We start from the raw sequence: 12,073 nt of genomic DNA on the forward strand, positions 1-12,073 counted from the left end.
GACGTGCGTCCCAGCCCCCATCCGGCGACGGGACCGCGACGGAATGTCCGGCGACACTGATTCCGCCCATCCCCCCGTACGTGAGGTCGTCGTGCCCGACAAGTCCGGTCTGCCCCGGTTGGAACCCGTGGGACGCGAGCAGGACGCCCCGTCCGCCCTGGTCCTCGTCCTGCACGGCGGTCGCGCGCACAGCCGGGAGAGCGGCGAGCGCAAGCGGCTGACCTACCGGCGGATGGTGCCGTTCGCCCGCGCGCTGAGCCGCCGCGGGCCCGCGGTGTACCTGCTGCGCTACCGCTACCGCGGCTGGAACGCCCCCGCCAAGGACGCCCTGCGCGACGCCCAGTGGGCCCTCGCCGAGCTCGCCGAGCGGTTCCCCGGGGTGCCGGTCGCGCTGGTCGGGCACTCGATGGGCGGGCGGGCCGCGCTCGGCGCCGCCGGATCGTCCAACGTGGTGGCGGTCTGCGCGCTCGCCCCCTGGCTCGACCGGTCCGACCCCGTCGTCCAGCTCGACGGCCGCACCGTCCTGATCGCCCACGGCGACCGCGAGCGCTGGACCGACCCCGGCGAGTCCTACCGCTACGCGGTGCGGGCGAAGGAGCGGGGCGTGGCCGTCTGCCGCTTCGACGTGCCCGGCGCCGGCCACTTCATGCTCACCCGCGTCGGTGACTGGCACGCCCTGACGCAGCGGTTCGTGCTCGGCGCCCTCGGGATCGAACCCGTGGACCCCACCATTGCGAATGCTCTGCACCAACCGACCCCGACCGGCCTGCGGGCCGTACTGCATGGAGCACACACATGAGCCAGCTGCCCGCGACCGACCGGCCCACCGCAGCCGTCGTCGGGTCCGGCGTCGCCGGTCTCACCGCCGCGTACCTGCTGCAGCGCCGCTACGACGTCACGCTGTTCGAGGCCGACGCGCGCCTGGGCGGCCACGCCCACACCCACGAGCTCCCCACCCCCGACGGCGGCACCGCGTTCGTCGACTCCGGGTTCATCGTGCACAACGAGCGCACCTACCCGAACCTGCTGCGCCTGTTCGCCGAGCTCGGCGTCGCGACGCAGGAGTCGGACATGTCGATGAGCGTGCGCTGCGAGGGCTGCGGGCTGGAGTACGCCGGGGCGCGCAAGCTCGGCGGGCTGTTCCCGCAGGCGTCCAACGCGGCCCGCCCGCAGTACCTGCGGATGCTCGGCGAGGTCGTCCGCTTCCACCGGCACGCCCGGCGGGTGCTGGCCGACGAGCGCGCCGGCGACGTCACCCTGGGCGCGTTCCTGGCCATCGGCGGCTACTCGCGCTACTTCGTCGAGCACTTCATGCTCCCGGTCGTGAGCGCGGTCTGGTCCGCGGGCGAGTCGGTGTCGATGTCCTACCCCGCGCGCTACCTGTTCACCTTCCTCGACCACCACGGCCTGCTCTCCGTCGGCGGGTCGCCGCAGTGGCGCACCGTCACCGGCGGGTCGCGGTCCTACGTGGAGCGGGTCGTCAAGAGCCTCTCCGCGGTGCACGTGTCGAACCCGGTGAAGGCCGTCCGCCGCTCGGGCGACGGTGTGGAGATCGAGGCCGACGGCACGCAGCGCTTCGACAAGGCCGTGATCGCCACCCACCCCGACCAGGCCCTCGCGCTGCTCGCCGCCCCCACCGCCGACGAGCGCGACGTGCTGGGCGCCTTCGCCTACTCCGCGAACACCACGCAGCTGCACCACGACACGTCGGTGCTGCCGCGGAACGCGGGTGCGCGCGCGTCGTGGAACTACCTCAAGTCGGCCTGCTCCAGCCAGGACGCCCCGGTGCTCGTGTCCTACGACATGAACCGGCTCCAGCGCCTGGCCGAGCCGGAGGACTACGTGGTGACGCTCAACGGCACCGACCGCGTCGAGCCGGGGTCGGTCATCGCGACCATGCACTACGAGCACCCGATCTACACCCCGGAGTCGGTGGCCGCGCAGCGCCGCCTGCCCCAGCTCAACGACGGCACGGTCGCGTTCGCCGGGGCCTACCACGGCTGGGGATTCCACGAGGACGGGTGCGCCGCGGGCGTGCGCGCGGCCGCCAGCCTGGGGGCGGGCTGGTGACGTCGCCGCAGCAGGAGTCCTCGCGGCAGGAGATCGTCCGCGCGCCGGTCGTCGTGCCGTCGCTCTACGACGCCGAGGTCCGCCACGTCCGCCGCAAGGCCGTGCAGCGCAGCTTCGGGCACGCGGTCTACCTGTGGCTCGTCGACGTCGACGCCCTGCCCGAGCTGCCCCGCTGGCTGCGCCCGTTCGCCCGGTTCGAGGCGCGCGACCACCTCGGCGACCCCGACCGGACCATCCGCCAGAACCTCGACGCGTGGCTGGCCACCCAGGGCGTCGACCTGCGCGGCGGCCAGGTGCTCATGCTCGCCAACGCCCGGGTGCTCGGCTACGTGTTCAACCCGATCAGCGTGTACTGGTGCCACCGGCCCGACGGCGCGCTGGAGTGCGTCGTCGCGGAGGTCCACAACACCTACGGCGAGCGGCACTGCTACCTGCTGCGCACCGACGACGCCGGCCGCGCGGAGACCGGCAAGGACTTCTACGTCTCCCCGTTCCTCACCGTCGAGGGCACCTACCGGATGACGCTGCCGCTGCCCGGCGACCGCCTCGCCGTCACCGTCGCCCTGCGCCAGGACGACGCCACCGCCCTGACCGCCACCGTCGTCGGCACCCGCCGGCCCGCCACCCCCGCCGCGCTCGCCCGGATGCTCGTGCGGCGCCCGTTCATGACCCACCGCACGTCGGCGCTGATCCGCCGCCACGGCATCACGCTGTGGCTCAAGCGCCTGCCCGTCGTCCGTCGCCCGCAGCACGTACCCCAGGAAGGCGTCCAGTGACCACTGAACCCGTCAGCTCGGCGCCCGTCCGGCGCTCCAACAACCACCTCGTGCCCCGGCCGAACGAGGGCGTGTGGCCGGGCCTGGCCACGCCGCCGCGGGCACCGGGGAAGGCCCGGATCGCCGAGGCGCTGTTCCGGCGCGCGGTGAAGCCGCTGCCGGTGCGGGTGGTGTTCCCCGGCGGCGAGCGGATCGGCGCGGGCGGCCCCGACTCGCCCGTCATGCGGATCGTGCGGCCCGAGGCGTTCTTCCACCGGCTCGGCGCGAACTCGAAGATCGGGTTCGGCGAGGCGTACATGGTCGGCGACTGGACCACCACCGACCTGGCCGACCTCCTCACGCCGTTCGCCGCGAAGCTCTCCACCCTCATCCCGCCGACGCTGCAGCGGATCGGGCGGCGCTTCGCCGAGGCCCGGCAGCCGAGCGAGGAGGTGAACACGGTCGAGGGCTCGCGGGAGAACATCCAGCGCCACTACGACCTGTCCAACGACCTGTTCGCCACGTTCCTCGACGAGACGATGTCCTACTCCGCAGGCTGGTTCGCCGACGGCAGCGACGATCTCGTCCACGCCCAGGAGCGCAAGATCGACGGCATCCTGGACATGGCAGGCGTCGGCCCCGACAGCCACGTGCTGGAGATCGGCACCGGCTGGGGCGGGCTCGCCACCCGGGCCGCCCAGCGCGGCGCCCGCGTCACCACGCTCACCATCTCCGCCGAGCAGGCCAAGCTCGCCGAGGAGCGCCTGACGAAGGCCGGCGTCGCCGACCGCGTGCAGGTGCTGCTGCGCGACTACCGCGAGGCCCAGGGCAGCTACGACGCCGTCGTCAGCGTCGAGATGATCGAGGCCGTCGGCGTCGCCTACTGGCCGACGTACTTCGCCGCGCTCGACCGCCTGCTCAAGCCCGGCGGCAAGGTCGGCCTGCAGGCGATCACCATGCCGCACGACCGCCTGGTGGTGTCGCAGAACGACTACACGTGGATCTCGAAGTACATCTTCCCCGGCGGCGTGATCCCCTCGGTCGACGCGATCGAGCAGAACCTGCGCGACCACACCGGCCTGCGCATCGCCGAGCGCCGCAGCCTCGGCCCCGACTACGCGCGCACGCTCGCCCACTGGCGCGAGACGTTCCTCGCCCGCTGGGAGACCGTCGCCGGCCTCGGCTTCGACGAGACGTTCCGCCGCATGTGGGAGTTCTACCTCGCCTACTGCGAGGCCGGGTTCCGCGTCGGCTACCTCGACGTCTACCAGCTCTCGCTGCAGCACCGCCGCTCCTACTGACTCCTGGAGACACACCGTGCCCACCCCCGTCGCCCCGCAGCTCGCCGGGCTCGTCGAGCGCCTCATCGGTGCGCCGCTGCCCATCCGCCTGCGGGCGTGGGACGGCTCAGAGGCCGGTGCCCCCGACGGCCCGGTCGCGATCATCCGACACCGCCGGGCGCTGCGGCGCCTGCTCTGGAACCCCGGCGAGCTCGGGCTCGCGCGCGCGTTCGTCGCCGGTGAGCTCGACGTCGAGGGCGACGTCGCCGAGGGCCTGTCCCGGTTCTGGAAGCTCGCGCGCGCCCAGGACCTGGGCGCGCTGAGGCTCACCGCCGCCGACAAGGTCGACGCCGCGAAGCTCGCCGCGAAGCTGGGGATCCTCGGCCCGCGCCCGAAGCCCCCGGCGTCGGAGGCCCGGCTCGACGGCGGGCTGCACACCCGCCGCCGCGACCGCGCCGCGATCGCGCACCACTACGACCTGTCCAACGACTTCTACGAGTTCCTCCTCGACCCGCAGATGGCCTACTCGTGCGGCTACTGGACGCAGGAGACGAGCGCGGGCTACGGGCTGCAGCAGGCCCAGACCGACAAGCTCGACCTCATCTGCCGCAAGCTCGGCCTGCAGCCGGGCATGCGCCTGCTCGACGTCGGCTGCGGGTGGGCGTCGCTGCTCGTCCACGCGGCGAAGCACTACGGCGTCACGGCCGTCGGGGTCACGCTGTCGGCCGAGCAGCGCGCGTTCGGGATGGCCAGGGTCGCGGCGCTCGGGCTGTCGGAGCAGATCGAGATCCGCCTGCAGGACTACCGCGAGATCCCCGACCAGCCCTTCGACGCGATCTCCTCCATCGAGATGGGCGAGCACGTCGGCCAGGACAACTACCCGGTCTACGCCGCGCAGCTGCACAAGCTGCTGCTCCCCCACGGTCGCCTGCTGCTGCAGCAGATGTCGCGCGGGGCGGCCGGGGCCAACACCGCGCCGGGCGGCGGGGCGTTCATGGAGTCCTACGTCGCACCCGACATGTACATGCGCCCGCTCGGCGAGACGCTGAACTTCCTGGAGGCCGCCGGTCTCGAGGTCGTCGACGTCCACTCCCTGCGCGAGCACTACGTCTGGACCGTCCGCCCGTGGCTGGACACGCTGCAGGACAACAGGGCCGAGGCGGTCCGGCTCGTCGGCGAGGAGCAGTTCCGGGTCTGGCTGCTCTACCTCGCGGGCGCGGCGCTGGCGTTCGAGGAGAACCGGATGGGCGTGCACCAGATGCTCATGGTCCGCCCCGACGCCGACGGCCGGTCCGGGCTGCCGCGCGGGCGCACCTCCACGCTGGGCCGCGACCCGGAAATGGATCACGTCTCGGTGACGAACGGCAGCTCGGCCAACGGCTCGGCGCGCACGGCGCTGGTCGAACCGACACGATGACGGGATGAGTGCCTATCCGTGGGGCGCGGCGCTGACGAACCTCTGGGTCAGCGCCGTCGTCGTGCTCGTCCTGTTCGCCGGTGCGCTGGTCGTCGCCCTGAAGGTCCGCGGCAACCGCCACGACGGCATCGACGTCGTGTGGGGAGCCGGGTTCGGGATCGTCGCGATCACCTCGCTGATCCTGTCCGTCGGCGACGGCGACCTGTGGCGCCAGCTGCTGATCACGGCGCTGACGTGCGTCTGGGGCTTCCGCCTCGCCTGGCACATCGAACGGCGCAACCGCGGCAAGGACGAGGACCCGCGCTACGTCGAGATCATGGCGAAGGCGCAGGGCGACCCGGTCCTGCACATCGTCCGCGCGGTCTACGTGCCGCAGGCCGTGATCATGTGGGTCGTCTCGCTGCCGGTGCAGCTCGGCCAGTACGGCTACGCGGACGGCGCGCTGGCGATCACCGTGACGGTGCTGGGCGTGCTGTCCTGGGCGGTCGGGTTCTTCTTCGAGACCGTCGGCGACGCGCAGCTCGCCGCGTTCAAGGCCGACCCGGCCAACAAGGGCCAGGTCATGGACCAGGGCCTGTGGCGCTACACCCGGCACCCGAACTACTTCGGCGACGCCGCCGTCTGGTGGGGCCTCACGCTGCTCGCCCTGCACCACCCGGCCGGCCTGATCGGGCTCGTCAGCGCCGCGCTCATGACGTGGCTGCTGGCCAAGGGCACCGGCGCGAAGCTGCTGGAGTCGACGATCGGCAACCGCCGCCCCGGCTACGTCGAGTACGTGAAGCGGACGAGCGGGTTCATCCCGCTGCCGCCCAAGAAGACGGTCTCCTGAACCGCCCGGACCGCTGCTGCGAAACTCCGGGCAACACCCCGAACCAGAGAGTGAGTGCCATGAACCCCGGTGACCAGGTCAGCGACTTCGAGCTGAAGGACGAGACGGGCACCCCCCGCAAGCTGTCCGCCCTGCTGGAGAACGGCCCCGTGGTGCTGTTCTTCTACCCGATCGCCTCCAGCGGCGGCTGCACCCAGGAGGCCTGCCACTTCCGGGACCTGGCCGGCGAGTTCGCGGCGCTCGGGGCGCAGCCGGTGGGGATCAGCGGTGACAACGTCACCGCGCAGAGCACGTTCGCCACCGCCCACTCGCTGGGCTACCCGCTGCTGTCCGACGAGGGCAAGAAGGTGGCCAAGGAGCTCGGCGCGAAGCGCTCGTGGCTGCCCGGCGGCCTGGCGACCAAGCGCAAGACCTTCGTCATCGGCCAGGACCGCCGGATCATCGAGGTCATCGCCAGCGAGACCAAGTTCGACATGCACGCCGACGACGCGCTCGCCGCGCTGAAGAAGCACAAGGCGTCTGCGTGAGCTCCGACCACGCCGTGATCGACGGCCGGACGGTCACCGCCTCCACGGTGGTGGCCGCTCCGCCCGCCGAGGTGTTCGCCCTGCTCGCGAACCCGCACCGGCACCACGAGTTCGACGGCTCGGGCACCGTCCGCGGCGCCACCTCCGGCCCGGAGAGGCTCGCGCTGGGCGACCGGTTCGGCATGGACATGAAGATCAAGCTGCCGTACAAGATCACCAACCGGGTGGTGGAGTTCGAGCAGGACCGGCTCATCGGCTGGTGCCACCCCGCGAAGGCGATCTGGCGCTACGAGCTGGAGCCCGTCGACGGCGGCACCCGCATCACCGAGACGTTCGACTACGCCGGTTCGCCGGTCGCGAAGGGCATCGAGCTGTTCGGGATGCAGAAGGGCAACGCGAAGTCGATCCGCGACACCCTGCGCCGCCTCGTCACGATCTTCGGGTCGCCCGCCTAGCGCGAGGGCGCCGGGAGCCCCGGCAGGCCGTCGATGCTCGTCGCGTTGCGCGTGGCGTGGTAGGTGGCGATCCTGTCGGGGCCGCGGGTGTCGGACCAGGCGTCGAGGATCCCCCGCTCCTCCACCAGCTCCATCCGCGGCACCGCGTAGCCGCACGCGTCGGACACGCGGCCCACGTCGACGGTGATCACCGCCCGGGTCTGGGGCCTGCGGCTCTCCCCCGCTCGCCCGAACGCCGCGAGCGCGTCGTCGAAGCCGGGGTCGGCCGCGAACAGCACGCGGCCGGTGCCGTGCAGCCGCACGATCCTGGGTCCGCCGTCGAACGCGCAGAACATCACGCAGATCCGGCCGTTCTCGCGCAGGTGCGCCACCGTCTCCACCCCGCTGCCGGTGAGGTCGAGGTAGGCGAACGTGCGGGCGTCGACGACCCGGAACGTGCCCTGCGTGCCCTTCGGTGACAGGTTGACCAGCCCGTCGCCGGACAGCGGGGCGGTGGCGACGAAGAACATCGGCTGGTGGGCGATCCACGCCGTCATCCGCTCGTCGATGTCGTCGTAGACCTTCGCCATGCGTTTCACGGTCGCATCCGCGGCCCCCGACCGTCCAGGATGTCGGGTGTGATCACGACCTTCGTCCTCGTCCACGGCGCCTTCTGCAGCGCGGCGGTCTGGTCGCCGCTGGTGCGCGAGCTGACGCTGCGGGGCCACCGCGCCCTCGCCGTCGACCTGCCGGGCCACGGCCCGACCGCCCGCGTCCCCGACGGCGGCAGCGCGCTGGCCGGCGTCGGGACCGCCGACGACGTGGCCGCCGTGCGCGCGGTCGTCGAGCGGGCGGCGCGCAACGGGCCGGTGGCGCTGGTCGGCACGAGCCGCGGCGGGCTGACGGTCACCGCCACGGCCAACGCGGTGCCCGATCTGCTCGCCCGCGCCGTCTACGTCTCCGCGTGGTGCTGCACGGCGCCGCGCGCGAGCTACGACGGCGTCGGGGAGAGCCTGCTCGACCCGCTCGTGGGCGGCCTGCTGGCCGCCGACCCGGTCGCGCTCGGGGCGCTGCGCGTCGCCTGGCCCACCTCCGGGGAGACCTTCGACGGGCTGCGGCGCGCCCTGCTCGCCGACGGCACCGCCGACGAGCTGCGTGGCTACCTCGCGTCGATGGACACCGACGAGTCGCTGCACATCGACGAGGAGGCGATCCGGCTGCGCGCCGGCGCCGCGGTGCCCCGCACCTACGTGCGGCTCACCGAGGACCGCGCCCTGCCGCTCGCGCTGCAGGACCGGTTCGTCGCCGACGCCGACGCCGCGTTCCCCGACCACCCGTTCGACGTGCACGACCTGCGCAGCAGCCACGTCGGCTTCCAGCTGCGCCCGGACGGGCTGGCCGACCTGCTCACGGGAGCGTGAGGATCTCCGCCCCCTCGGCGGTGACCAGGACCGTGTGCTCGAACTGGGCGGTGCGGGAGCGGTCCTTGGTGACGACGGTCCAGCCGTCGGACCAGATGTCGTAGTCGATCGAGCCGAGGGTGATCATGGGCTCGATCGTGAACGTCATGCCCTCCTCGAGGACGGTGTCGACGCTCGGCTCGTCGTAGTGCAGCACCACCAGGCCGCTGTGGAAGCTGCGGCCGATGCCGTGGCCGGTGAAGTCGCGGACCACGCCGTAGCCGAAGCGCTTGGCGTAGGACTCGATGACGCGGCCGACGACGTTGAGCTCGCGGCCCGGGCGCACCGCCTTGATCGAGCGCATCATCGCCTCGCGGGTGCGCTCGACGAGCAGGCGGCTCTCCTCGTCGACCTCGCCGGCCAGGAACGTGGCGTTCGTGTCGCCATGGACGCCGCCGACGTAGCCGGTGACGTCGATGTTGACGATGTCGCCGTCCTGGATCACCGTCGTGTCCGGGATGCCGTGGCAGATCACCTCGTTGAGGCTGGTGCAGCAGGACTTCGGGAAGCCCTTGTAGCCCAGCGTCGACGGGTAGGCGTCGTGGTCGAGCAGGAACTCGTGGACCACGGCGTCGACGTGGTCGGTGGTGACGCCCGGCGCCACCGCCGCCCCGCCCGCGGCGAGGGCCTGCGCGGCGATCCGCCCGGCGTGGCGCATGAGCTCGACGGTCTCGGCGTCCTGCACCCACGGCTCGGTGCTGCGCGCCGGGGCCTTCTTGCCGACGTACTCCGGCCGCGGGATGTGCGCGGGGACGGGGCGGATCGGGGTGGGGGTGCCGGGGGTCAGCAGCGTGCGGGTGGACATGGCGTCCAGTGTAGGTCGGGTCGGCGCCCCTCGTTCAGGGCACGCGGTGGGCGGCCCGGCGGGCCACGACCAGCGACAACGCGCGCCAGCCCAGCAGCAGCACGGCGAGGGAGAGCGCCGTCACGACCGCGAAGCTCGGCGGCAGCGATCCGGTGAACCCGGCCCGCAGGGCCAGCCCGACGACGACGGCCCCGGCCAGCACCGCTCCCCCGGCCCGCAGCCCCGACGGGTCGGCGCGCACGACCGGCGTGGCCCACGCGGCCACGACCCCGGCGGCGAACGGCGCGAGCGTGACGAGCAGCCCCCACAGGTCGCCGGACTCGGCGTGGCTGAGCCGGCCGACGGCGGCGAACACGACCACCGCCACCAGGTCGGCGGCGAGGGCGAGCGCGGGGATCCGGCTGCGCGGCATGCGACCCAGGATAGGACTCCGGGCCCGGGCGCGGTGACCGGTCGCCGAATGCCGGCCCGGGGCGGGCGCCGCAGGACGAGCCGGCGTACCGGATCGGCGAACTCGCCGGGTGGGGACGGCGGACTCGCCGGGTGGGGACGGCAAACTCGCCGGTCAGGGGGTGGTGGCCGCCAGGAAGCGGGCCGCCGCCTCCACCGCGGGCGCCGAGCTCCCGCCGTCGACGACCAGCACCGCGATCGCCACGTCGCCGCGGTAGCCGACGAACCAGCCGTGGGCGCGGCCGTCGTCGGTGTACTCCGCCGTGCCGGTCTTGCCGTAGACCTCGCCGAGCCCGGCGAGCGCCGTCGCGGAGCCCTCGGTGACGACCGCGCGCATCATCGGGCGGACGACGTCGAGCACGGCCGGGTCGGGGGCGGTCGGGGGCACGAGCTCCTGCGTCGGGACGCCCTCGATCAGCGTCGGGACGACGGTCTGCCCGCGGGCCACCGTGGCCGCCACGAGCGCCATCCCGAACGGGCTGGCGAGCACCTGGCCCTGCCCGAAGCCGTTCTCCGCGCGCTGCACCTCGGCCTGCGCGACCGGGACCGAGCCGGTGATCGTGGTCAGCGCGGGCACGGCGTAGTCGGCGCCCAGGCCCAGGGTGAGGGCCGCGGCGGGCAGGGCGCCGGGGGCCAGGGCCGCGCCGATCTGCGCGAACGTCGTGTTGCAGGACCGGGCGAACGCGGTGCGCAGCGGCACGGTGCCGAGGTCGAACTCGTCGATGTTGGGCACCGGGCGCCCGCCGATCGTCAGCCTGCCGGGGCAGGCGACCGGGGTGTCGAGCGCGAGACCGTCCTCGGCGATCCCCGCGGCCGCCGTCACGATCTTGAACGTGGAGCCGGGCGGGTAGCGGCCGGTGAGCGCGAGCGCCCCCTCGGCGTCGGCCGGGCCGTTCTGCCCGACGGCGAGCACCTCGCCGGTCGACGGCGCGATCGCCACGATCATCGCCTGCTGGCCGATCGGCTCGACGGCGTCCTCGGCGGCGGTCTGCAGGCGCCGGTCCAGCCCGATCGCGACGGTGGAGCCGGGCTGCGGGGGTGTCTCGGCGAGCGCGGTGACGTCGGAGCCGGTGCCGTCGACGATCCGCACCGACCACCCGTCGACGCCGTCGAGCTGCGGTGCGACCTGCGTGCGGACCGCGGGCAGCACCTGGCGCGCGAACGCGGCGTCGGGGGCGAGCAGGCGCTGTGCGGTGACGAAGCGGACGCCGGGCAGCTCGTAGATCGCGTCGCGGACGGAGCGGTAGTCGGTCTCGCGCAGCACGGCGACGGTGTAGACCTGCCCGTCGGGGGTGCGGGCGGCGCCGTCGGTGATCGAGGCCTGCGTGATGGCCGCATCCAGCGGGGCGAGCGCCTGCGCCAGCGCCCCCGTGACCGCCGGGAGGTCGCCCGCGGCGGTGCGGTCGAGCAGCACCGAGACGACGGGGGTCGCCTCCAGCAGCGGGGCGCCGTTGCGGTCGACGACGGGCGCGGGCGGCGGGGTGTCGGTGCGCAGCGCGAGGCGCTGGCCCGTGCCGAGCTGCGGATGGACGACGGTGGGGCCCCAGCGGACGAGCCAGCCGGTGCCCTCGTCGCCCGCCCGCTCGGGCGTGGGGGCCAGTTCCAGCTCGCCGAGGTAGCTCCACGTGCGGCCCCCGCCCAGGTCCCAGGTGACGTCGACCGACGCCGTCGCGCGCGAGGTGGCCGTGCGGACCTGCGCGGCCTCGGCCGTCAGGGCCTGCGGGGCGAGCGCGTCGCGGGTGGCGGTGAGCAGCGTGGTGGCCGCGGCCGGGTCGTCGGTGAGCGCCGCGGCGCCCGCGACGTCACCGGCGCTCCACGCGGCCAGGAACCGCTCGACGGTCTCCTCGGGCCCGCCCCCGCCGAACAGGCCGCACCCCGCGGTGACGCCGAGCACCGCCGCCGTGGTCAGCAGGGCGAGCAGGCGGCGGGATGGCACCGGTCGAGTATGGAGGAGCGGACCGCGTCCGCGATCGGGTGACACGGCCGGAGGGCCGCACCGGCCCGACAACTACGATCGACTTCCCGCACGAGACGCAGACGACGCGA

General features: G+C 73.6%; 13 protein-coding genes. 9 read left to right on the plus strand and 4 right to left on the minus strand.

Annotation, left to right across the window (positions count from 1 at the left end):
* Window positions 1-127: 127 nt before the first annotated feature.
* From H6H00_RS30840 to H6H00_RS30875, 8 genes are read left to right on the plus strand one after another with little or no spacing between them, the layout of a single operon-like run.
* Window positions 128-799, plus strand: a complete 672-nt coding sequence (locus H6H00_RS30840) for an alpha/beta hydrolase (protein WP_255425465.1) — start codon at window positions 128-130, stop codon at window positions 797-799.
* A complete protein-coding gene (locus tag H6H00_RS30845) occupies window positions 796-2,070 on the plus strand; it encodes an NAD(P)/FAD-dependent oxidoreductase (RefSeq protein ID WP_185719125.1) in 1,275 nt (424 codons plus the stop codon). Before H6H00_RS30840 ends, H6H00_RS30845 begins: the two co-directional genes overlap by 4 nt.
* A complete protein-coding gene (locus H6H00_RS30850) occupies window positions 2,067-2,846 on the plus strand; it encodes a DUF1365 domain-containing protein (protein WP_255425466.1) in 780 nt (259 codons plus the stop codon). The genes H6H00_RS30845 and H6H00_RS30850 overlap by 4 nt, the downstream gene beginning before the upstream one ends.
* Complete coding sequence (locus tag H6H00_RS30855) at window positions 2,843-4,126, plus strand: SAM-dependent methyltransferase (protein ID WP_255425467.1); 1,284 nt, start codon at window positions 2,843-2,845, stop codon at window positions 4,124-4,126. The genes H6H00_RS30850 and H6H00_RS30855 overlap by 4 nt, the downstream gene beginning before the upstream one ends.
* Window positions 4,127-4,142: 16 nt before the next feature.
* A complete protein-coding gene (locus tag H6H00_RS30860; protein ID WP_185719126.1) occupies window positions 4,143-5,522 on the plus strand; it encodes a class I SAM-dependent methyltransferase in 1,380 nt (459 codons plus the stop codon).
* Window positions 5,523-5,526: 4 nt separating this feature from the next.
* Window positions 5,527-6,351, plus strand: coding sequence for a DUF1295 domain-containing protein (locus tag H6H00_RS30865; RefSeq protein WP_185719127.1), 825 nt, complete (start codon window positions 5,527-5,529; stop codon window positions 6,349-6,351).
* 59 nt (window positions 6,352-6,410) lie between these two features.
* A complete protein-coding gene (locus H6H00_RS30870; RefSeq protein ID WP_185719128.1) occupies window positions 6,411-6,878 on the plus strand; it encodes a peroxiredoxin in 468 nt (155 codons plus the stop codon).
* The gene (locus H6H00_RS30875; RefSeq protein ID WP_255425468.1) at window positions 6,875-7,333 is read left to right on the plus strand and encodes an SRPBCC family protein; all 459 of its coding nucleotides are present in this window, start codon (window positions 6,875-6,877) and stop codon (window positions 7,331-7,333) included. Before H6H00_RS30870 ends, H6H00_RS30875 begins: the two co-directional genes overlap by 4 nt.
* Here H6H00_RS30875 and H6H00_RS30880 read toward each other — a convergent pair.
* Complete coding sequence (locus H6H00_RS30880) at window positions 7,330-7,902, minus strand: pyridoxamine 5'-phosphate oxidase family protein (RefSeq protein WP_185719129.1); 573 nt, start codon at window positions 7,900-7,902, stop codon at window positions 7,330-7,332. The genes H6H00_RS30875 and H6H00_RS30880 overlap by 4 nt on opposite strands.
* 39 nt (window positions 7,903-7,941) lie before the next feature.
* On the opposite strand from H6H00_RS30880, the gene H6H00_RS30885 reads away from it, so the two are divergent.
* Complete coding sequence (locus tag H6H00_RS30885; RefSeq protein WP_255425469.1) at window positions 7,942-8,733, plus strand: alpha/beta hydrolase; 792 nt, start codon at window positions 7,942-7,944, stop codon at window positions 8,731-8,733.
* Here H6H00_RS30885 and map read toward each other — a convergent pair.
* From map to H6H00_RS30900, 3 genes are all read right to left on the minus strand, one after another.
* The gene (gene map / locus H6H00_RS30890; RefSeq protein WP_185719131.1) at window positions 8,720-9,577 is read right to left on the minus strand and encodes a type I methionyl aminopeptidase; all 858 of its coding nucleotides are present in this window, start codon (window positions 9,575-9,577) and stop codon (window positions 8,720-8,722) included. The genes H6H00_RS30885 and map overlap by 14 nt on opposite strands.
* 34 nt (window positions 9,578-9,611) lie before the next feature.
* Window positions 9,612-9,989 carry a DUF3054 domain-containing protein gene (locus H6H00_RS30895; protein ID WP_185719132.1) on the minus strand — a complete coding sequence of 126 codons (378 nt, stop codon included), beginning with the start codon at window positions 9,987-9,989 and terminating at the stop codon, window positions 9,612-9,614.
* A 153-nt stretch (window positions 9,990-10,142) separates the two neighbouring features.
* On the minus strand, window positions 10,143-11,963 hold the full coding sequence (locus H6H00_RS30900; RefSeq protein ID WP_185719133.1) for a penicillin-binding transpeptidase domain-containing protein: 1,821 nt from the start codon (window positions 11,961-11,963) through the stop codon (window positions 10,143-10,145).
* Window positions 11,964-12,073: the final 110 nt, after the last annotated feature.

It is taken from the genome of Pseudonocardia petroleophila (assembly GCF_014235185.1).
GTDB classification, from domain to species: Bacteria; Actinomycetota; Actinomycetes; order Mycobacteriales; family Pseudonocardiaceae; genus Pseudonocardia; species Pseudonocardia petroleophila.

Bases quoted from the DNA above. Each gene is read 5' to 3' on its own strand.
- H6H00_RS30865 (WP_185719127.1), top strand. From the start codon at position 5,527: ATGAGTGCCTATCCGTGGGGCGCGGCGCTGACGAACCTCTGGGTCAGC.
- H6H00_RS30895 (WP_185719132.1), bottom strand. From the start codon at position 9,989: ATGCCGCGCAGCCGGATCCCCGCGCTCGCCCTCGCCGCCGACCTGGTG.
- H6H00_RS30885 (WP_255425469.1), top strand. From the start codon at position 7,942: ATGTCGGGTGTGATCACGACCTTCGTCCTCGTCCACGGCGCCTTCTGC.
- map (WP_185719131.1), bottom strand. From the start codon at position 9,577: ATGTCCACCCGCACGCTGCTGACCCCCGGCACCCCCACCCCGATCCGC.
- H6H00_RS30880 (WP_185719129.1), bottom strand. From the start codon at position 7,902: ATGGCGAAGGTCTACGACGACATCGACGAGCGGATGACGGCGTGGATC.
- H6H00_RS30870 (WP_185719128.1), top strand. From the start codon at position 6,411: ATGAACCCCGGTGACCAGGTCAGCGACTTCGAGCTGAAGGACGAGACG.
- H6H00_RS30845 (WP_185719125.1), top strand. From the start codon at position 796: ATGAGCCAGCTGCCCGCGACCGACCGGCCCACCGCAGCCGTCGTCGGG.